The sequence below is a fragment of the Megasphaera paucivorans genome (genome assembly GCF_900103535.1).
Classification (GTDB): Bacteria; Bacillota; Negativicutes; order Veillonellales; family Megasphaeraceae; genus Megasphaera_A; species Megasphaera_A paucivorans.
Map to the genome: position 1 here is coordinate 1 of NZ_FNHQ01000031.1, position 22,867 is coordinate 22,867.

13 protein-coding genes are annotated in these 22,867 nt (G+C 43.1%); 10 read left to right on the forward strand and 3 right to left on the reverse strand.

Annotation, left to right across the window (positions count from 1 at the left end; translation table 11 throughout):
* The first annotated feature begins 334 nt into the window (after window positions 1-334).
* The 7 genes from BLR11_RS11390 (at window position 335) to BLR11_RS11420 (ending at window position 9,635) form a co-directional block, all read left to right on the forward strand.
* Complete coding sequence (locus BLR11_RS11390; protein ID WP_091652147.1) at window positions 335-598, forward strand: TM1266 family iron-only hydrogenase system putative regulator; 264 nt, start codon at window positions 335-337, stop codon at window positions 596-598.
* Window positions 599-657: 59 nt separating this feature from the next.
* Window positions 658-1,248 carry a phosphatase PAP2 family protein gene (locus BLR11_RS11395; protein WP_091652149.1) on the forward strand — a complete coding sequence of 197 codons (591 nt, stop codon included), beginning with the start codon at window positions 658-660 and terminating at the stop codon, window positions 1,246-1,248.
* Window positions 1,249-1,680: 432 nt separating this feature from the next.
* On the forward strand, window positions 1,681-3,498 hold the full coding sequence (gene kdpA / locus BLR11_RS11400) for a potassium-transporting ATPase subunit KdpA (protein ID WP_091652152.1): 1,818 nt from the start codon (window positions 1,681-1,683) through the stop codon (window positions 3,496-3,498).
* Between the two features lie 9 nt (window positions 3,499-3,507).
* Window positions 3,508-5,571 (forward strand): potassium-transporting ATPase subunit KdpB, encoded by a 2,064-nt coding sequence (kdpB, locus tag BLR11_RS11405; RefSeq protein WP_218118790.1) that lies wholly within the window; start codon window positions 3,508-3,510, stop codon window positions 5,569-5,571.
* A gap of 26 nt (window positions 5,572-5,597) precedes the next feature.
* Window positions 5,598-6,203: a potassium-transporting ATPase subunit KdpC gene (gene kdpC / locus BLR11_RS11410; protein ID WP_091652157.1), complete on the forward strand. Its 606-nt coding sequence runs from the start codon at window positions 5,598-5,600 to the stop codon at window positions 6,201-6,203.
* 44 nt (window positions 6,204-6,247) lie between these two features.
* Window positions 6,248-8,944 (forward strand): sensor histidine kinase, encoded by a 2,697-nt coding sequence (locus tag BLR11_RS11415; RefSeq protein WP_091652160.1) that lies wholly within the window; start codon window positions 6,248-6,250, stop codon window positions 8,942-8,944.
* Window positions 8,937-9,635, forward strand: coding sequence for a response regulator (locus BLR11_RS11420; protein WP_091652163.1), 699 nt, complete (start codon window positions 8,937-8,939; stop codon window positions 9,633-9,635). The genes BLR11_RS11415 and BLR11_RS11420 overlap by 8 nt, the downstream gene beginning before the upstream one ends.
* Window positions 9,636-9,698: 63 nt before the next feature.
* On the opposite strand, the gene BLR11_RS11425 is transcribed toward BLR11_RS11420, so the two are convergent.
* A complete protein-coding gene (locus BLR11_RS11425) occupies window positions 9,699-11,708 on the reverse strand; it encodes an OPT family oligopeptide transporter (RefSeq protein WP_245675149.1) in 2,010 nt (669 codons plus the stop codon).
* Between the two features lie 297 nt (window positions 11,709-12,005).
* Here BLR11_RS11425 and pepD point away from each other — a divergent pair, with 297 nt between their 5' ends.
* Together pepD and nifJ are read left to right on the forward strand one after the other, a co-directional pair.
* Window positions 12,006-13,454 carry a beta-Ala-His dipeptidase gene (pepD, locus tag BLR11_RS11430; RefSeq protein WP_245675150.1) on the forward strand — a complete coding sequence of 483 codons (1,449 nt, stop codon included), beginning with the start codon at window positions 12,006-12,008 and terminating at the stop codon, window positions 13,452-13,454.
* A 250-nt stretch (window positions 13,455-13,704) separates the two neighbouring features.
* A complete protein-coding gene (gene nifJ / locus BLR11_RS11435) occupies window positions 13,705-17,226 on the forward strand; it encodes a pyruvate:ferredoxin (flavodoxin) oxidoreductase (RefSeq protein WP_091652174.1) in 3,522 nt (1,173 codons plus the stop codon).
* A 281-nt stretch (window positions 17,227-17,507) separates the two neighbouring features.
* On the opposite strand, the gene BLR11_RS11440 is transcribed toward nifJ, so the two are convergent.
* Both BLR11_RS11440 and BLR11_RS11445 read right to left on the reverse strand, forming a co-directional pair.
* Window positions 17,508-18,119, reverse strand: coding sequence for a hypothetical protein (locus BLR11_RS11440; protein ID WP_091652177.1), 612 nt, complete (start codon window positions 18,117-18,119; stop codon window positions 17,508-17,510).
* A 19-nt stretch (window positions 18,120-18,138) separates the two neighbouring features.
* A complete protein-coding gene (locus BLR11_RS11445; RefSeq protein WP_091652180.1) occupies window positions 18,139-18,723 on the reverse strand; it encodes a xanthine phosphoribosyltransferase in 585 nt (194 codons plus the stop codon).
* 292 nt (window positions 18,724-19,015) lie between these two features.
* Between BLR11_RS11445 and BLR11_RS11450 the strand changes: the two genes are divergently transcribed.
* The gene (locus BLR11_RS11450; protein WP_091652182.1) at window positions 19,016-22,765 is read left to right on the forward strand and encodes a phosphoribosylformylglycinamidine synthase; all 3,750 of its coding nucleotides are present in this window, start codon (window positions 19,016-19,018) and stop codon (window positions 22,763-22,765) included.
* The last annotated feature ends 102 nt before the right edge of the window (window positions 22,766-22,867 follow it).

A 22,867-nucleotide genomic window follows, 5' to 3' on the forward strand; every position in this document is an offset into this window, starting at 1 on the left:
TGTTTTCATACTATTCACTCCTTTATTATTTCTATACTTTAATACTATCTGTACTATACGCCGTAATTGTCACAATTTAATGACATCCGTGTTACGATTTATTTAATTTAATAGAGTAATTTTGACAAAAAGAATATATTTGAAAAATAAAAATCTGATGATATACTGAAAATATAAAAGGTACGCCATAAGATGATTCTGACGGTAAACCGGTTTTGAGATCCGTGTAATAATCACAAAGGGGCAGCCTGCGTGAGTAACGTACATAGATAAAGATATCTATGTACGTTTTTTGTTATTTTCAGTGAAAAGATATTTTTTAAGGAGGATAGAAATGGACAAAAAATTAGCATTGATCGGCATTATTGTGAACAATAGGGAAAATGTAGATCAATTAAATGAGATTCTTCATGAATACGGTGATTTTATCATGGGACGCATGGGAGTACCCTATCATGAGCAAAAGATGTCTGTCATCAGTATCGTTATTGATGCGCCGGAAACGATAATCCGTGAGTTATCTGATAAATTAAGTACACTTTCATATGTTAGCAGCAAAACTATTTACGCAAAGGAAGAAGATGAGTTCACTCACTAAAGGTGTGTACACAGCGCTGCCTTTTCCGTATAATATAATGTATTAAAGAGGGGCGGTTGATGATGAAATCACAAGAAATTAGATTTATGCAAAAGGTAATTGGCAAGTACACATGGGTACATGTCTTGTTGGTAGGTATAGCCCGTTTTGGATACGTGTTGTATATCGTCTATGGAATTGTTGAGTGGTTTCGTCCAGCCTCTTTTCGTGAATTGCAGCAGCGTCGTCATACGTTGCTGTATTGCCTGTTCTCTGTTATGATCGGATCGGGAATTTCCTTTATTATTGGTAAAATATGGCGGCGACGGCGTCCGTTTGTAAAAGACGCTTCATTAGGACTTATACCACATACGGATAACGCTTCTTTTCCCAGCAATCATACAGCAAATTCCACTGCAGTTGGACTTCATTTGCTGCAGCATAGAGCTATGTTGGGACCTGTATTGACTGTTTACAGCATGGTTCTCGGTTTTTCCCGGATTTATACGGGAGTACATTATGTAACCGATGTTTTGGGGGGAGTTATTTTGGGGGCTATCAGTCATTTTTTGGTAGCGCGGCGGTCGTGGGCAATACGTTGGGCTGATTCTATCTGTTATGGCTGCGCTGTATTGGAAGTCTTGGTAAAAAAATGGTGGCATCTCAGGTGAAATTTTCCTGGAAAAAGTATTCAAAAACAGCCTTGTTCTGCTATAGAGAAATAGCAGAACAAGGCTGTTTTTTGTGTTTTTTTATATTACATACAAAATAGTTCTTTATACGATTTTAATACAAAGAGCCTATTCGTTAACACCGATTTTATAAGATATCCGATATACTGTGAATATCAAAAAAAGAATATCCAAAAGAATTTTTTGATACTATTTTCCTGATTAAGAGGCGATGATGAATGAAAAAGCATGTATTGATTATAGCGTCGTATCTAGTTATTTATATTGTCATTGCAGAAATTCTTGCAGGATATATCCAGTTTTAACAACAGGAGGCCATAGGATGGATATTATTATTATGTGTATAGGTATTATTGCAATAGCTTTGTTAGGGTATTATGTGTATATTCTCATGACAGGAGATGAATAAGAATGGGTAATGCCATACTTCAATATACGGTGTATGTAGGAATTTTAATTTTATTGGCAATCCCTTTGGGAAAATATATAAAAAATATTATGGAAGGTAATTATACGATCCTGTCTCGTTGGCTGCTGCCTGTGGAAAAGGGCATATATGCCGTATTGCATATCGACAGAGAGGAACAAATGACATGGAAACAATATGCAGCAGCTGTTTTCGTGTTTTCTCTGCTTGGCATATTGACCGTATTTTTACTGCAAATACAGCAGGCTCATTTGGCAGGCAATCCCCAACACCTTCCTAATGTTTCCTGGGATTTGGCTTTTAATACAGCCGTTAGTTTTGTTACGAATACAGATTGGCAGGCTTATACAGGAGAAGCGACGCTTAGCTATTTAACGCAATTTGCAGGATTGACCGTTCAAAATTTTGTTTCAGCAGCAACCGGGATTGCTGTATTGTTTGCTTTGATTCGTGGGTTTATTAAAGTAAAAGAACAAGGACTGGGAAATTTTTGGGTAGATATGACTCGTATTATTATTTATATTTTACTTCCGCTTAATATTGTTTTGGCGTTTTTTTTGGTCGGAGGCGGTGTTATTCAGAATATGCATGCGGCTGAAACGGTTCCTCTTGTAGAACCGATAGCAGTGAATTCAGATGGGACTGTTATAACCGGAGCCCAAATAGATAGAGAAACCGGAAAAGTAACATTACATGGAAAAAACATAGATACGGCTGTTGTTGTAACAAAACAATTTATACCCATGGGACCTGCGGCGAGTCAAGTTGCCATTAAACAGTCCGGCACAAACGGGGGGGGATTCATGGGAGTTAATGCTGCACATCCCTTGGAAAATCCGACGCCGTTTACCAATCTGCTGGAAATGCTGTCTATTTTACTTATTCCGGCCGCCTTGTGTTTTACCTTCGGCTATAGTGTAAAAAATAAAAAGCAGGGAATTGCTATTTTTGCGGCAATGTTTATATGTTTGATCATGGCTGTCGGCATTATGGCTGTCAGTGAACAAGCAGGAACCTCACAGTTGGTGCAGCATGGCAGTGTTAATATTACCATGGTCGATCAGGCTGGCGGTAATATGGAAGGGAAAGAAAGCCGCTTCGGTATTGCCAGTTCAGTAGTATGGGCTGCTTTTACAACGGCAGCTTCCAACGGTTCGGTTAATTCTATGCTGGATAGTTATACTCCCTTGGGGGGATTCATCGCGATGCTGCAAATGCAACTGGGAGAGGTTATTTTCGGCGGCGTAGGCTGCGGCCTTTATGGTATGCTGGCTTTTGCTATTCTTACTGTTTTTATTGCAGGGCTTATGATTGGACGAACGCCGGAGTTTCTTGGCAAAAAAATTGAACCGTACGAAATGAAGTGGGCAGCATTAATTTGCCTGGCCACTCCTATGGTCATCCTTATCGGCAGTGGAATTGCCGCAATGGTTCCTTCTGTGCCGGCTAGTCTCGGCAATACCGGGGCACGCGGATTTTCCGAACTACTGTATACCTATTCTTCTGTCGGCGGAAATAATGGGTCCGCTTTTGCCGGGTTTAATGCCAATACTCCTTTTGTTAATATATCGACTAGTTTGATTATGCTTGTTTCCCGGTTTCTGCCTATTTGGGGAACGTTGGCTATTGCCGGCAGTTTAGCTGGTAAAAAGAAAATAGCGGTAACGGCAGGAACTCTTTCTACGACAAATAGTATGTTCGTTTTCCTGCTCATTATGGTGGTACTGCTTATTGGTGCGCTGAGTTTCTTTCCCGCCTTGGCGCTAGGTCCATTGGCTGAGTTTTTCGGTACTATAAGGTGAGGAGAATATATGATGAGTACAAAAAATAAAAACGTATTTTGGGATAAAAAGATACTTTATAGAGCGATGATAGATTCTGTACTGAAACTAGATCCTAAAATGCAGGTTAAAAATCCTGTTATGCTCCTTGTTTATATTTCAGCGATTGTTACAACACTGCTTAGTATGATAGGTGTATTTGGGTTAAAAGATACCTCGGCAGCCTATACAGCAGCTATTGCCGCAATTCTTTGGCTGACAGTTCTTTTTGCCAATTTTGCCGAAGCAATTGCGGAAGGGCGTGGCAAAGCACAGGCAGATACGCTGCGAGCCGCAAAAAAAGAAGTGCCGGCACAGCAAATAAGGACTCCGGAGGAAAAAAACAATATAACGACGATTGCTTCCTCTATGTTAAAAAAAGGTGACTTTATTATTGTCAATGCGGGAGAAATTATTCCCGGAGATGGGGAAGTCATTGAAGGGGCAGCTTCCGTCGATGAAAGTGCGATTACCGGAGAATCAGCGCCGGTTATCCGGGAAGCCGGAGGAGACCGCAGTGCCGTTACCGGAGGAACAACGGTATTATCTGATTGGCTGGTAATCCAAATTACTAGTGAGAACGGTCAAAGCTTTCTTGATAAAATGATTGCAATGGTGGAAGGCGCAGCTCGTAAAAAAACACCCAATGAAATCGCACTGCAGATTTTTTTAGTAGCCCTTTCGATTATTTTTATTTTGGTAACCATGTCACTGTATACGTATTCTGTTTTTACAGCAAAACTGCAGCATACAGGCAATCCTATTTCGATTACGACTTTGGTAGCACTGCTCGTATGTTTAGCTCCCACTACGATAGGCGCGTTGTTATCTGCCATCGGTATTGCCGGAATGAGCCGACTGAATCAGGCTAATGTATTGGCCATGAGTGGACGAGCTATTGAAGCGGCTGGAGATGTGGATATTCTGATGTTGGATAAGACGGGAACCATTACACTGGGGAACCGGCATGCATCTGAATTTGTACCTGTTGATGGAATAAGCGAATCAGAATTAGCAGATGCAGCACAACTATCATCTTTAGCGGATGAAACGCCGGAGGGACGCAGTATTGTTGTTCTGGCGAAAGAAAAATATAATTTGCGCGGCAGAAGCATAGAAAACATGGAATATATTCCGTTTACGGCGAAAACACGTATGAGCGGTGTAAATGACAAGAGTACAGAAATACGAAAAGGAGCAGCAGAATCAATCAAAACCTATGTAGAGGCGGCAGGAGGCATATACTCCAAAGAATGTGACCAAACAGTACAGCAAATCGCAAAACAAGGAGGAACGCCTCTTGTCGTTGCCAAAAATCATAAAATACTGGGAGTTATTTTTCTTAAAGATATTATTAAACAAGGAGTTCGGGAGAAATTTGCCGATATGCGCAAGATGGGCATTAAGACAATTATGATTACCGGGGATAATCCTATGACCGCAGCGGCGATTGCGGCTGAAGCCGGCGTTGATGATTTTCTCGCGGAAGCAACACCAGAAGGCAAACTTGCTATGATCCGCGAATTTCAAAGTAAAGGGCATTTAGTAGCGATGACCGGTGACGGTACGAATGATGCACCGGCATTGGCACAGGCTGATGTAGCGGTGGCTATGAACACAGGTACGCAGGCGGCTAAGGAAGCAGGAAATATGGTCGATTTGGATTCTTCTCCGACAAAGCTTATTGATATTGTACGTATTGGCAAGCAAGTCCTTATGACACGCGGTAGTTTGACGACCTTTTCCATTGCCAACGACCTGGCAAAATATTTTGCCATTATTCCGGCACTGTTTATCAGTATATATCCCGGCTTAGAAATGATGAATGTCATGCAGCTTCATTCTCCGCAAAGCGCCGTGCTTTCGGCGATTATTTACAACGCTCTTATTATCGTGGCACTTATTCCGCTGGCTCTTAAAGGGGTAACCTACCGAGAAGTCCCGGCAGCAGCCCTGCTTTCGCATAACTTGCTGATTTACGGACTGGGCGGCATTATTACTCCCTTTATTTTTGTAAAACTTATTGATATGCTGCTTGCTATGTTGGGAGTATAAATAAGAGGAATTATAAGGAGGACATTATGAATATAGTAAAACAAGTATTGCCCAATGCAGTAAAAATGTTTTTTATGATGACGCTGCTTTGCGGTATCTTATATACCGGGTTTATTACAGCCGGTGCCCAACTACTATTTCCGTATCAAGCGAATGGAAGCCTTATCCAGATGAATGAGAGAACCTATGGCTCGGCGCTGATAGGTCAGCCATATACGGATAATGGACATATGTGGGGACGTATCATGCAACTGGACATTTCTACCTATAAGGATGTAGATGGCAGCCCGCTTTTATATGCAGGACCCTCTAATTTAAGTCCCGCAGGAACTGAATTTAAAAAAATAGTGGCACAGCGGGTGGAAAAGCTGCGTGCCGCTGATCCGGATAAAAAAGGTACTCCGGTGCCAGTCGATTTAGTAACCGATTCCGGCAGCGGCTTGGATCCGGATATTTCTCCGGCGGCAGCTGCATACCAAGTATCTCGCATTGCCAAGGCACGGGGAATATCAGAAATAAGAGTAAAAAATATTATTGAAAAATGTACGACTGGCAGAACTTTTGGCGTATTGGGAGAACCGACGGTTAATGTGCTAAAGGTAAATCTTATGCTGGATGGAATCCTTTCGTAAGAATAGGTAAAATCGTGGTATAATAACGAAAAAGAGGTGAGAATATGCAGGATGCACGAGCGAATCCGGATGAATTGCTGAAGGCAATCCAAAAAGAACATACGAATCGATATGCCGGGCATCTGAAAATATTTTTTGGATATGCTGCCGGTGTCGGTAAAACCTATGCTATGCTTAAAGCGGCTCATGCGGCAAAACGTCGGGGGATGGATGTAGTTGTAGGATATGTAGAACAACATAGCCGACCGGAAACGACGGCCTTGCTGCGGCACTTGGAAATACTTCCTGTATGTAAAGTGGCTCATCAAGGCATTGAAATTGCCGAGTTTGATGTTTCAGGAGCACTGAAGCGAAATCCGCAGCTTATTCTTGTTGATGAACTGGCCCATACTAATATTGAAAATAATCGTCATAAAAAAAGATATCAAGATATACAAGAACTTCTGCGAGCTGGGATTGACGTTTACACGACTGTCAATGTTCAGCATATTGAAAGTCTCAACGATATGGTTGCTGCTGTTACAGGAATAGAAGTACAGGAACGCATTCCGGATAGTATATTTGATGATGCGGATCAGGTGGAATTGGTAGATATTGAGCCGGCAGATTTGATTGTACGCTTGCGGGAAGGGAAAATATATCGAGAGAATCGCATTGATTCGGCATTACATAATTTTTTTACAGTTCAAAATTTAACAGCTTTGCGTGAAATAGCACTGCGGCGATGCGCCGACAGAATGAACCGTCTTTCTGAAAGTATCCGTGTTCAGCATAATGATCAGTATTTTACGGACGAACATATACTGGTATGCTTATCATCTTCGCCGTCTAATGCTAAAATTATTCGCACCGCCGCCAGAATGGCCAAGGCGTTTCATGGAGGGTTTACGGCGTTGTATGTAGAAACATCCAAATCGACTTCGATGAGTGCGGAAAATCAGAAACGTCTGTGTGAAAATACCCGATTGGCAGAGCAGTTGGGAGCTTCTTTGGAAACTACGTATGGTGACGATATCCCATTCCAAATTGCGGAGTACGCCAAACTTTCGGGGGTGTCCAAAATTGTTGTCGGACGAAGTAATACACGCAGCCATAAACTGTTTCCGGCGACCGCTTTGACAGATAAACTTACGTCATATGTCCCCAATATGGATATATATATTATTCCTGATAAAATGACGGAAAATCAACATCATTGGGGTACAGGGGAAAAAACAGAAAAACCGCCGCTGCGGTTGTCCGATAGCATCATAACGGTATCTCTTCTCATCGTAACGTCGATTATTAGTCTCTTGTTTTATTCTTTTGGTGTCGGAGAAAATAATATCATTACTGTATATCTTTTGGGAGTACTCATTACGGCAATAGTAACATCACGGCAGTTTTACAGTATTTTGTTTGCAGCCTTGAGCGTTCTCACTTTTAATTATCTGTTTACAGCTCCCCGATTTACATTAGAAGTATATGATTCCTCCGACCTATTTACCTTTTTAATTATGTTTTTGGCCGCTTGCATAAGCAGTAATCTTGCCATACGCTTGAAAAAGCAGGCGCGGCAATCGACGCGAAATGCCTATCGCACACAAGTGTTATTTGATACAAGTCAGCTGTTGCAATGTGCAGAAAATGTACAGGAGATTATTACTGTAACGACGAGGCAGATGGCGCAGTTGTTAGGCAGGACCGTTGTTTTCTATGGTGTCGAAGGAGCGCAGCTGACAGCACCCGTTATTTTTCCGGTAGGAACAGAAGAACAATGTTTATATAGCAATGCCAACGAAGAAGCGGTAGCGGCCTGGGTATATAAAAACAATAAAAGGGCGGGAGCGACAACCGAAACGTTATCCAGTGCAGCGTGTCTGTATCTTGCTGTACGAGATCGTGAAAATGTCTACGGCGTGGTAGGCATCGTTATGCGACATCATCCTCTGGAAATTTCTGAAGACAGTATAGTTTTATCTATTTTAGGGCAATGTGCTTTGACCTTAGCTAGTAAACAAGCTGCGTTGGAAAAGGAAAAGGCGGCGCTTTTAGCTAAAAATGAACAAATGCGGGCAAATTTACTGCGTATGATTTCTCACGACTTACGAACTCCATTGACGTCTATCTCCGGCAATGCGGCAATTTTACTGGAAAATGGTGATACGTTGATCGAGAATAAACGAAAACGGCTTTATGCAGATATTTATGATGATTCTCTCTGGCTGATCAGTTTGACGGAAAACCTGTTGTCTGTTACAAAACTTAAAGATGGAACAATGAGTATTCAGCTTAAACCAGAGATTATGGATGACGTTATCTCGGAAGCACTGGAACATATCCAGCGTAAACGTACCGTACATACCATTACCGTTAAACCGGCGGAGGATATCGTCCTTGTAAAAATGGATGCCCGCCTTATGGTTCAGGTCATTGTTAATATTGTTGATAATGCGGTGAAATATACACAAAAGGGAGCTCATATTTTTATTTCCACGCGATTGGAAAATAAAAAAGCAATTGTAGAAATTGCTGATGATGGTCCGGGAATTTCGGATATAGATAAACCGCATGTATTTGATATGTTTTATACAACTGGAGCCAAAGCGGCCGATAGCCGCCGCGGATTAGGCTTAGGATTAGCCTTGTGCAAATCCATTATTGAGGCCCATCACGGTGCTATATCTGTTGAAAATAATAAGCCGCAAGGGGCGTTGTTCCGAATTACCTTGCCGGCAGAGGAGGTGACTCTTCATGAATAAATTTATGATTTTAGTTGTTGAAGATGATGCAGCGGTACGGAATCTTATTACTACAACGCTGGAAATGCAGGCGTATAAATTTTTGGCAGTATCTACAGGGAAGGAAGCAATTATGGAGGCTGTTTCACATAATCCGGATATTCTTCTCCTTGATTTGGGACTCCCTGATTTAGATGGAGTCGAAGTTATTCAAAAAATCCGAACATGGTCCGCTGTGCCGATTATTGTTGTCAGTGCCAGAAATGAAGATGCTGATAAGATAGAAGCACTCGATGCCGGTGCGGATGACTATTTGACGAAACCGTTTTCTGTACAAGAACTGTTAGCCAGGCTGCGAGTGACACAGCGCCGTATTATTGCGATGCAGGGAGTCGTATCAACACAGGATGCTGTCTTTGAAAATGGGGCACTTACCATTGATTACGCTGCGGGGTGTGTCTATATTGATGGAGAGGAGATTCACTTGACACCTATTGAATATAAATTGCTTTGTCTTTTGGCAAAAAATATCGGCAAAGTATTGACCCATAACTATATTACAAAAGAGATATGGGGCAGCTCTTGGGATAGTGATGTGGCGTCGTTGCGAGTGTTTATGGCGACACTGCGCAAGAAAATAGAAAAGGCATCTTCTTCGCCGCAATATATTCAAACACATATTGGTATCGGGTACAGAATGTTGAAAGTATAGGATTATAAACATATGAAAAAAACGGTCCCAAATTTTGAGACCGTTTTTTCATATAGTTGTATATTATTTTTCAATAGTATATTTTGTATGCAGCACATGACCGATAAATGCCACGATGACTGCGGCAAATACGGCTAAGCCGATCCAATCAGCTATGCCGGAAAAGCTTTTTCCGACTAAGGCTAACGGATCTTCACTGCCGCCGGACGTAACGGAAAAGACAATGATCATGGCTATAATAACACCCATAAGACTTTCTCCAACAATTAATCCGGAAGCAAAAAGCACACCATGATGATTACAAGCTTCCACATCTTCCTTTTCATAGCCGGGACTGCGTTTGGCGGCACGCTGACGAAGATACCGCTGAATACCGTAGCCCATTACAGAACCGATAACTAACGGAATTTCCAACGTCGGCGGCAAATAAATCCCCATACCGACGGCAAGCGGCGGTAACGAAAGACGTTGATTGGTTGCCTTGGTAAGAATCAAGTTAATAATAATTGCGGCAATACCGATGCCGATGCCAAACAAAATAAAATTCCAATCCAGATTGGAACTGAAAATACCTTGTGCAATCGTCGTCATGAGTGTTGCCTGAGGAGCTGCTAAGGCTTGGGTGGGATCCATGTCAGGCCGGGGCAGTGCTCCTGTAAAACCATATGCCTGATAGAGAAGAGTCAAGACCGGAGCAATCGCAAAAGAGCCGATAACACTGCCTAAGATTAAAGCTACCTGTTGTTTCCAGGGAGTTGCGCCAACAAGATAGCCTGTTTTTAAATCCTGCAGGTTATCATTGGAGATAGAAGCAATGCTAACAATAACGCTGGTAATGAATATAGCCAGAGCCGTAGCAAATTTTGTTCCTTCCGGTGTTATAAAAATATTGTAGGAAGATCCAATTACTAATACGACTAAAGAAGAGACGATAATACCTAAAATACCAATACCGGAAATCGGACTTGCCGAAGTTCCGATAAGACCGGCCATATAGCCGCAGGCAGCTGCAACAAAAAAGCCCATTAGAACGGCTACGGCGATTCCGACTACAATATAGATGACCATTAACGAAGTCGGAATGGGGGCAGAGGATACAAATGAATAAAAGGTCAGGGCAAGTCCGATAAGAATTGCAATAAATACGATGGCAACGGATTTAGGAGTCATATCAATATCCGTATGATGCAGTTCTCGTTTTTCGGCAGAGTCATTGGAACGGATGACGGCCATCGACATTTTGATGCCATCGACAACTGGTTTAGCCAACGTAATCAAGGTCCAGACAGCCGCGATACCGATGCAGCCGGCACCAATAAAACGTACCTTTTGAGCCCAAATCATTTTGGCAAAGGCAGCTGCCGTCTGCCCATCAACCGGAATCATTACACTGGTCAGATAGGGAACAAAAACAACCCAGGCTAATACAGTACCGACTAAGATGGCAATACCGCTGGTGATGCCAATTAAATAACCGGCACCGAGAAGAGCCATGGAAAATCCCATGGGGATTTGTGTAATAGATTTTCCTATATGGATCCAGTAACTGAATTCTGACGACATGACATGAAACCCATTAGCACATAAACTAATAAATCCGGCTAAGGCAGTACCACTAACGATATCCTTCATTCCGGAAGCCTGAGCCGTGCGTTTATGGCCGGAAGTATTCGCTTCTTTCCGCAAATCACTGCCTACTTTTAATATTTCAGCAGCAGCCCGGCCTTCCGGATAGGGCAGTGTACTGTTGACAACCATAGCGCGCCGCAGCGGGATGGTAAATAGCACACCGAGAGAGCCGCCGCAGGCACATAGCAGAAATGTTTCCCAAAATGGGAAATTTTGCCAGTAACCAATCATGAGCAGCCCGGGTAAAATAAAGATAATAGCGGATAAAGTACCTGCCGCAGAGGCCTGTGTCTGTACCATGTTGTTTTCCAAAATATTGGAGTCCTTGAACATGCGCAGAATAGCCATGGAAATGACAGCTGCCGGAATCGACGAGGAAAATGTCAAACCGACTTTCAAACCTAAATATACATTTGATGCCGTAAAAATTACGGTAATCAGCATGCCTAGGAACATGCCACGAAATGTTAATTCAGGTAATTGGGGGGGGTGCTGTCAAATTTTGCATTGGTTTCATATAAAACACCTCCATGTAAATAAAATTAAAAATCTAAATGCGCTATTACTATTAAGTATATTATTAATGATAAACGTTTTACTAATAAAAATCAAATGCGATCGAATATTCAAATATAAGGAATGTATAAACTAGTATAGCTTCCAGAAAATGCGTAAAATAGCCACTGCAGATATAGATTATTTGTGCTACAATGATAACGAATGAAAAAGGAGGAATGCAGCGTGAAGACAAATGAAGAGATTATACAAGGTGTATTGGCCGAATTTTCCGAATTGGCAAAATATCCCCGGCCGTCACATCATGAAAAGCAAGTCAGTGATTATATTGTCCGCAGACTTCGGGAATTAGGGGTGGACCCGATTCAAGATGAAGTTAATAACGTTATCGCCGGCATTGCGGCAACAGCTGGATATGAGAACGTGCCGCTTACGATTATCCAAGGACATATGGACATGGTTTGCGTTGCGGAAGAAGGAGTTGCGTTTGATTCTCTGACAGATCCTATCCGTGTTAAAAGAGAAGGAAATATTTTATCGGCCGAAGGAACCAGTTTAGGCGCGGACGACGGTATTGCTGTGGCGGTGGCACTATATCTTTTGACGTGCAGCATTCCTCATGGGCCCTTGCGTTTTATTTTTACTGTGGATGAAGAAACCAGTATGGTGGGAGCGACACATCTCGATCCAGCCTATGTTCAAGATGCCAAGTATATCATTAATTGTGATTCAGAAGCCATTGATATTCTGGTAGTGGGTTCTGCCGGCAGCCGTCATGTCGATTTTTCCCGGACTGCGGCGATGCAGAAAAATTCTTTTGATGCCGCCTTGGTACTGTCGGCAAAAGACTTTTTAGGGGGACACTCCGGTGAGACGATCAATGCAGGAAAAAGTAATGCCGTAAAGGAATTGGCGTTACTGCTGCAACGCCTTGCCGTTCAGGGAATTACATATACGATTGCCCATATGGACGGAGGCGTAGCAGCTAATGCAATACCCTCTTCCGCGCAGGTTGTTATTGCACTTCATCGTAAAGATATAGAAAGTGTAAAGAAAATTGTGTGCAAAGCAAAGCAGGATTGCCATCTTATTTACGGTGAAATCGAAAAAAAGGCAGATTTTACTGCAGCAGAAACAGAAAATCCGGAATATGTATTTTCTTCTGCAGATACAAAGGCTGTAGTACAGCTTTTGAGCCTTCTTCATTGCGGAGTCTTTGCCATGAATCAGCATTTACCGAAACTGCCGGATTTGTCAGCGAATATTGGGGCGGTAAGAACCCAAGATAATATAGTAACGATTCAATATTTTCCTCGCTCTTCAGCAGATGCAAGATTGGAAGAATTTATTCTTGCGCTGCCTATCTTAGCCGAGCTGACTGGATTTGAAATCGCGATCGGCGGATTGGATCCGGCCTGGACTGAAAATCCGCACAGTACATTACGTCCGTTAATGGCAGATATTTATAAAGAACTAACGGGAAAACCGGCACGGGTAGAAGCTATGCACGGGGGACTTGAAACGGGATTTTTCTTTGCGGCAAACCCGGATTTGGATATAGTATCTATCGGGGCAACAACACATGATATACATAGTCCGAAGGAAACGCTGGAACTGGATACGGTTGCAGTGTTAGTACGTCTTATTGCCGATACACTGAAACGAATGAAATGATTTAATTTGTGGATAGGTACATTTTAAAATATAGAACTAGTTGAAATCAATGTGGCATTCAAGTGGTTCTAAATATTGTACCACTTAAAATAAGGTGGATGAATGCGATACTAAAGGCATTTGTCCATTTTATTTTTTTTTAAGAAAATTGTTTTAGTCTTAAAAAAAGTGGTTTTAACTTGCTAATACGTTTTACGTATCATACAATCGAAACAGAAATGTTCATATAACACATGAGAGGTGAAAGATAATGTCAAAAGTTAAAAAAATGTTTAAAACGATGGATGGGAATGAAGCAGCCGCATATGCAGCATATGCCTTTACTGAAATAGCTTCTATATTTCCGATTACACCGTCCTCCCCAATGGCAGAACATGTTGATGAATGGGCTGCCCATGGCCGTAAGAATTTATTTGGTACAACCGTAGAAGTTCAGGAAATGCAGTCTGAAAAAGGGGCTGCCGGTGCTATGCACGGGGCACTGAATACCGGTGCACTGACGACAACTTTTACATCATCCCAAGGTATGATGATTATGCTTTCCAATATGTTTAAAGTGGCAGGGGAACTGCTTCCAGGCGTTTTCCATGTTGCCTCCCGTACGGTTGCAACCAATGGCTACACGATTTTTGCCGGTCATGATGATGTAATGGCGATGCGTGGGACGGGTATTTGCATGATGGCGGAATCCAGCGTTCAGGAAGTAATGGATTTGTCAGCAGTTGTGCATGCTACTGCAATTTCCTGCCGCGTTCCTATTATAAACTTTTTTGATGGCTTCCGTACCTCTCATGAATTACAAAAAATTGAAGTCATTCCGTATGAAGAACTTCGTCCTATGCTAGATATGGATGCGGTTGAAGCATTCCGCAAACGCGGCATGAATCCGGATAATCCGGAAGCGATTGCTTTCTGCGAATCAGCAGAAGTGTATATGCAGCACCGCGAATCTTTGAATACATTCTATGACAAAGTACCAGAAACAGCAGAATACTATATGGACATGATCCACAAGATCACCGGCCGTCAATATCACTTATTTAGTTACACAGGGGCGCCTGATGCGGAAACTGTGGTTGTTTTAATGGGTTCCGGAGCACAGACTGCAGAAGAAACTGTTAAATTGATGGTTGAAAAGGGCGAAAAAGTCGGCTGTATCAATGTCCATATGTTCCGTCCGTGGTCTGAAAAGCATTTTCTGGCGGCACTTCCCAAAACGGTTAAACGGATTGCCGTGCTGGACCGCACGAAGGAAACCGGCGCTAACGGGGAACCCTTATACCATAGTGTTGCGGCTACGTTTGCCCGCATAGATAATTCTCCGAAGATATACAATGGCCGTTACGGCATTGCTTCCAAGGAATTTTTACCGGCGGATGTCATTGCTGCTTTTGATAACTTGAAGTCAGCTGAACCGAAATATGACTTTACATTAAGCATCAACGATGATGTTACGTATAAATCACTGCCGCGCACCTGTGATCTCCATATTGGCGGGAAAGGCCTTAAAGCCTGCAAGTTCTGGGGGTTTGGTTCTGACGGTACTGTCGGGGCCAATAAAAGTGCAATCAAAATTATCGGGGATAATACCGATATGTATGTACAGGCATATTTTGCCTATGATTCTAAAAAATCCGGCGGTGTTACGGTTTCGCATCTGCGTTTCGGCAATACGCCGATCAAGATGCCGTTCCTCGTTGACAGTGCTGATTTTATCGCTTGTCATCGTCAATCCTATGTTCATTCCTTCAATCTTTTGAAGGGAATCAAGAGCGGCGGTACATTCTTACTGAATACGGTTTGGAGTCCGGAAGAATTGAGTGAAAAACTGCCGGCATCTCTGAAGCGGGATATTGCAAAAAATAACGTGCAGCTTTATATTATCGATGCAGTAGGGATTGCTCGCAAAATCGGCCTTGGCGGCCGCATCAATATGATTATGCAGTCGGCATTCTTTAAACTTTCTGAAGTTATTCCACTGGATTTAGCCATTGATAAACTGAAGGAATCTGTTGTCAAATCCTATGGTAAAAAAGGCCAGAAAGTTGTTGATATGAATAATGCGGCTATTGATGAAGGTCTGCAGGCTATTGTCAAAGTAGCTGTTCCGGCGGACTGGGCTGATGCAGCAGATGAACCGATCGATATGTCCGGTCATACAAAATTCTATACAGAATATGCCGTTCCGACGAATCGTCTCGAAGGCGATGATTTACCTGTTAGTATATATGCCGGCCGTGAAGACGGCAGATGGCCTACGGGTACATGTGCAGAAGAAAAACGTGGGGTAGCCATGTTTGTACCTAGCTGGGATGTTGAAAAATGTATTGGCTGCAATCAGTGTTCTTTTGTTTGTCCCCATTCGGCAATTCGTCCATTTCTTATGACGCCGGAAGAAGCGGCCAATGCTCCGGAAAGTTATACAAGCAAAGAAATCAAAACAGCACCGGGTTATAAGTATAGCATCATTGTTTCTGTTATGGATTGTCTCGGCTGTACCAGTTGCACGAATATTTGTCCGAAACAGGCACTTACGATGAAACCTTTTGATGAAGAACAGCATAAAGCAGCATTATGGGACTATGCGGTAAATATACCTGTTAAAGAAAATCCGATGGGTAAATTTACAGTAATCGGCAGTCAATTCGAACAGCCCCTCCTTGAATTTACCGGCGCATGTGCAGGGTGTGCGGAAACACCGTATTGCAAAGTTGTCACACAGCTTTTCGGAGATCGTATGATGATTGCCAATGCACATGGCTGTTCCAGTGTTTGGGGCGGCAGTGCACCGACGTGCGGTTATACGAAAAATGCCAAGGGACATGGTCCTGCTTGGGCGACATCCTTATTTGAAGATAATGCCGAATATGGTTTTGGGATGATGCTGGCTGAAAAATCGGAACGTAAACTATTGGAAAAATATATTCAGGAAGCCATGGATACGGCGAGTCCCGCACTGCAGGCTGCTTTTAAAGAATGGGATGAAAAGAAACTTGTCGGGGCAGGTTCCCGTGAACGTTCGGATACAGTGATTGCGCTGCTTGAACAAGAAAAAGCGGGTAAACCGGCTCTTGAAAACGTGTATTCCATGAAGCAATTTCTGATTAAGCGGTCACAGTGGATTTTCGGCGGCGACGGCTGGGCGTATGATATCGGGTATGGCGGTTTGGATCATGTATTAGCACAAAACGAAGATATCAATGTTCTCGTATTTGATACGGAAGTATATTCCAATACGGGCGGACAAGCTTCTAAAGCGACTCCGACAGCGGCAGTTGCGCAATTTGCAGCTTCCGGTAAAAAAACGAAGAAAAAGGATTTAGGCTTGATGCAGGCTACTTATGGATATGTGTATGTTGCACAAGTTGCCATGGGTGCTGATAAAAATCAATTTCTTAAAGCCATTGCGGAAGCAGAAGCGTATCCGGGCCCGTCTTTGGTAATTGGGTATGCTCCTTGTATCAACCATGGGTTGAAGAAGGGACAAGGCTTCAGTCAGGAAGAACAAAAACGTGCGGTGGACTGTGGGTATTGGCATTTATTCCGCTATAATCCGGCGTTGAAAGCGGAAGGAAAAAATCCGTTTATTCTTGATTCCAAGGCTCCTCATGAAAACTTCCGAGATTTCCTTATGAGTGAAGTTCGCTTCTCTTCGTTATTGAAAACCTTCCCGGAAACAGCAGAAGCGTTGTTTGAAAAAACGGAACAAGATGCAAAAGAACGTTATGAAAGCTATGTTCGTATGCAGGAAGCCATGAAACCGGTAAAATAACTGAGTTTTGATAATATATACAGGGGGAAGGAGTCCTGCAGAAGCTGTGAATCCTTCCCCACTGTATAGGATTGCGCCGATGTAAAACGTCGTGTCACTAAACAAAAAAGGGATAAATGCGATACTAATGGCATTTATCCCTTTTGGTTTTAGGGGTGGCTGACTTTAAGCGATAGGAAAACAACGTGCTTTGCTGAAAGTACGTTGTTTTCCTGTTATGCGGCCAAAATAAAACGTAGTGAGCATAAGACAGAAACAGTGATATAGTATGAAGAAAAAGATTAAAAAAGATATTTCGTATCGTAACTGAGATCCATATATTGTTCCACAACATCATCATCGAAGCCGTATTGTTCTTCCTTGTTTAATATATGGCCGACACGCATCTTTACTTTTGTGGCAGCACTGACGGGAACTTCATATTCGATACGCAGCCGATGTGCCTCTTCTGCTTTGTCCTCGACATGCTGCAGCATACCGTCTTCAAATGTTAGTTCAAAAACTTTTTTAAATGCATGAGGCAGTTGAAATCCAAAAGGAACAAAATATTTCTGAATAAAATCGTTGGCAATCAAGAGAGAACCAGTATAGTGCATGGGATGTTCTAATTCATATTTCCATTCTCCGGCAGGAGAGTGGAAGGATATGGGTGTTATACCATCAATTTCGGGCATTTCCTGATTGTTATTGTTAGTAAATAGTTTATGCAGGGAAAGCTGTTTTTCATCATTGAAGCCAAATATACAAGAATACCCGCGCAAACAAGATTCATCAAACATAATGGGATGTATACCAAATTTTGCAATATTAAAAAAATCATGGACGTGTTCGATTGCAACGATACTGTATTTATATTCTGCAAAATCAAAACCATCAAAAAACTGTGCTCTCATAAATATCTCCTGTTCATACCTATGACTTGGCCTGGTTGAATACAGGTCTGTCATTTTCGAATTTTTCAATTTGTGCCAGTGCTTCTACTCGGTAACCGGCTTCTTGAAGGCGCTGACGACCCGGCTGAAACGACTTCTCGATGACAATGCCGATGCCGGCAACGTTACATTGTGCTTCTTGGAGAAGAGAGGCAAGACCTAGCGCAGCTTCGCCGCTGGCGAGGAAATCATCGATAATAAGAACCGATTCCCCGGCGGGAAGAAATTGCTTGCTTATTGCCACTTCATAGGTTTCTTCTTTCGTATAGGAATAGACGGATGTATGATAGGTGTTTTCCATAGCATGTGACGGCATTTTCTTACGGGCAAATACTACCGGGATATTTTTCATAGCTAAGGCGGCAGCATAAGCGACGGCAATACCAGAAGATTCTATGGTTACGATACGGTCAATGGGGGTATCCGAAAAACGGCGTGCAAATTCAGTCCCAATATGGCAAATCAGAGCCGGATCCAGCTGCTGGTTTAAAAAACTGTCAACCTTTAATATGCGGTTATCTATTACAATACCATCATGGATGATTCGTTCTTTTAATTCCTTCATACAAGGCCTCCTCTTATCGTACTGATTCCAGTCTAATACGAAATTTCAGGCAAGTCAACATAAATTCAGCAGCTGGCAAACAGCAACCAGCAGACCGCTGAAATATATGCCTATGTTTGACAAAAAAATAGAATCAAGTCTGTTGTTTTTTTTTATAAAAAGAGGCAGGTTACCGCCCGGTACCTCTGTCTGCTTAGTATTATAGACGATAAATTTCCTTGTCTTATACCCCTAAAACAGGTATAATAACGTTGTATTTATATAGTATAATTTTTTAAGGAGGGGTCGCTGCATGCAATCTATTCGCCGTTTGTATGTCACCAAGAAAGGTCCTTTTGCCCAAGAAGCTAAAAGGATGTGTACAGATTTAAAGGAAAACCTACTCATCAAGGGGCTGACCAATGTCAAGATTTATCATCGCTATGATGTGACCGGTCTGGATGATGCGGCCTTTGAAGCGGCAAAAAATATGATTTTTTCCGAACCGCCTGTCGATGCAGTTTACGATGAAATACCTGTATCGAAAGAAGACACGGTTCTTGCTATGGAATATCTTCCCGGACAGTATGACCAGCGTGCTGATTCGGCAATGCAGTGCCTTCAGATGCTGACGATGAAAAACGATAGTCTTGTGCGTACGGCACAAGTATTTGTTTTATCGGGAACCGTATCAAAGGAAGATCTGGAAGCCATCAAGCACTATTGCATCAACCCGGTCGAAGCGCGCGAAGCATCACTGGAACCTGTTGTCAGTTTGGAAATGGAATGGGAACAGCCGGAAGATGTAGAAGTATTTGACGGCTTTATTGCTATGTCCCGGGAAGAAGTGGATACCTTGCGGTGCCATCTGGGATTAGCTATGAGTCTTGATGATTTGCTGTTTTGTCAAACCTATTTCCGGGATGAAGAAAAACGCGACCCGACAATTACGGAAATACGTGTGATTGATACCTACTGGTCCGATCACTGCCGCCATACGACATTTATGACGGAATTGACGGATGTAACTATTGAAGACGGCACCTATGCGCAGCCTATTATGCGTGCCTATGAAACATATAAAACGACGCGGGAAGCATTATATACGGTGAAAAAGAAGCCGCAGACCTTGATGGATATGGGTACGATTGCGGTTAAAGAATTAAAAGCAGCCGGCATGCTTCAAAATCTTGATGCCTCGGAGGAAATCAACGCGTGTACTATTATTATTCCTGTTGATGTAGACGGTGTGGAAGAAGAATGGCTGCTTCTCTTTAAAAATGAAACACATAATCATCCTACTGAAATAGAACCTTTTGGGGGTGCGGCAACGTGTCTGGGCGGCTGTATCCGTGATCCTTTAAGCGGCCGTTCCTATGTATATCAGGCAATGCGTGTAACCGGCAGCGGTGATCCGCATCAATCGGTTAAAGACACATTGGCAGGTAAGCTGCCGCAGCGGACGATTACCAAAGGAGCGGCTAAGGGATATAGTTCGTACGGTAATCAAATTGGACTGGCTACCGGTGAAGTCAAGGAATATTATCACCCCGGTTTTGTTGCCAAACGCATGGAAATCGGTGCTGTCGTCGGTGCTGCTCCCAGAAACAATGTGGTTCGTGAGGTTCCTGTACCCGGAGATGTTATCATCTTACTGGGTGGAAAAACCGGGCGGGATGGCATGGGCGGAGCAACAGGCTCTTCAAAAAAACACACGATTCAATCGTTGGAAACCTGCGGTGCAGAAGTGCAGAAAGGCAATGCACTTACGGAACGCAAGATTCAGCGGCTTTTCCGCCGTCATGAAGCAACGATCCTTATAAAGCGCTGTAATGATTTTGGTGCCGGAGGCGTATCGGTCGCTATTGGTGAATTGACCGATGGACTTGATGTCGACCTTGACAAAGTGCCGAAGAAATATGAAGGCTTAGATGGAACAGAATTGGCTATTTCCGAGTCACAGGAACGGATGGCTGTCGTTGTGCCGGCAGATAAAGCTGAAGAATTTATGAGATATGCTGATGAAGAAAATCTTGAGTCGACACTTGTGGCGGTTGCAACAGATACGAACCGCTTAGTGATGCATTGGCGCGGTACAAATGTTGTGGATATTTCTCGTGCTTTTCTTAATACAGATGGGGTGACACAGTATCGTCAGGCGATTGTTACGGCGCCGGAGGAAAAAGATTTCTTTACGGCAGCTCCGACTGCAGATGTTGCAAAAACCTGGCTGGATACAATGGGTAAACTTAATATTGCTTCTGAACAGGGACTGGCAGAATGTTTTGATAGTACGATTGGTGCTCGCACTGTATTGATGCCGTTTGGCGGCAAATATCAAAAAACGCCGGTAGAAGGCATGGTGGCTAAAATTCCGGTGCTTCATGGGGATACGACGACGGTCAGCATTTTTACTCATGGATATGATCCAGATTTGGCGGTATGGAGTCCGTTCCATGGGGCACTGTATGCTGTAGTACAATCAGTGGCTAAATTGGTAGCGCTTGGCGGCGATAGAAAGCAAGCATATTTGACTATGCAGGAATACTTTCAGAATTTGGGAATCGATGAAAAAGCTTGGGGCAAACCGGTTAGTGCACTGATGGGAGCGTACACCGCGCAACGGGCACTGCAGGTAGCTGCTATCGGTGGGAAAGACAGTATGAGCGGTACTTTTGAACATCTTACGGTTCCGCCGACACTAGTTTCCTTTGCTATCGTTCCGGAAAAAGCGCAGCATATCATTTCACCGGAATTTAAACAGCCGGGAAATGCAGTACTTCTTTTTGATGTGCCGCGGGATGCGGAAGGAATTCCTGATTTTGAAGTTTTCAAGACACATTGTGATTTTCTTCATGAAAAAACAGCAGAAGGAAGCATTAAGGCTATGCATGCGGTTGGTCAGGGCGGAGTTGCGGCAGCTATTGCGCAAATGGCTTTTGGCAACGGCATAGGCGTAGAAATTGATACAACATTTTCCTCTCATGATTTGTTTGATCTTCGATATGGTTCGTTTGTTGTGGAAGTTGACACGGATCACGCACTGGATTGGGTACGACGAAATGCTGTCTGCCGGGTCGGATTGACTCGCGGCAATGGAGTTATGCAGATGGGTGGGACAGTGATTCCGCTCGCGGAGTTATTGTCAGCTTGGGAAAAACCGATTAACAGTATTTTCCCAATTCAAAGTGAAAGTGAAGCAGGAGATCCGGTTTTGCCGCTCTATACGACATACGGATCTTGCCGAAGTGAAAATTTTGGCAAACCGACCGTATTTATCCCTGTTTGCCCGGGGACAAACTGCGAATACGATTCAGCGGCGGCTTTTGCTGCAGCAGGAGCGAATACGGATACCATGGTACTGCGCAACGAATCTCCGGAAGCGTTGGCACAGTCGATAGAAGAAATGGCGAAACGTATTGCCAATGCACAGATCATCATGTTCCCCGGTGGCTTTAGTGCCGGTGATGAACCGGAAGGATCGGGAAAGTTTATTGCGACGCTGTTCCGCAGTGCGGCATTGTCGGAAGCACTGGAAGAACTTTTGTACAAACGAGATGGACTGGCGCTGGGAGTTTGCAATGGATTCCAGGCACTTATCAAATTGGGACTTTTGCCGTACGGTCACGTACAGCCATTAAAAGCGGATAGTCCGACTTTGACATACAACACTATTGGACGGCATTTGTCCCGCATGGTCAATACAAAAGTCGTATCAGTTATGTCGCCTTGGTTTAGTAATGTAAAACCCGGGGATGTTCATACGATTGCGATTTCTCATGGAGAAGGACGTTTTATAGCTTCACCGGAACAAATAAAGGAATTGGCGGCTAAGGGGCAGATTGCAACACAATATGTAGATCTTTCCGGCGCGGCAACATATGATAGTACTTTTAATCCGAATCAATCTGTTTTTGCCATTGAAGGCATTACCAGCCCGGATGGCCGAGTTTTTGGTAAAATGGCGCATTCCGAACGGGGAATCGCTCCCAGTGTATTCAAAAACATTTCGGGCAATAAGGTACAGCCAATATTCTCTGCCGGTGTCGCATATTTTAAATAATAAAAAAGTGTTTTATCAGGTAATACAGTAAACTGCTGTAAACTAAAAAAGGGAACTGCCCATTAGGTATTTCCCTTTTTTTGTAAATAGCTTATAAATATA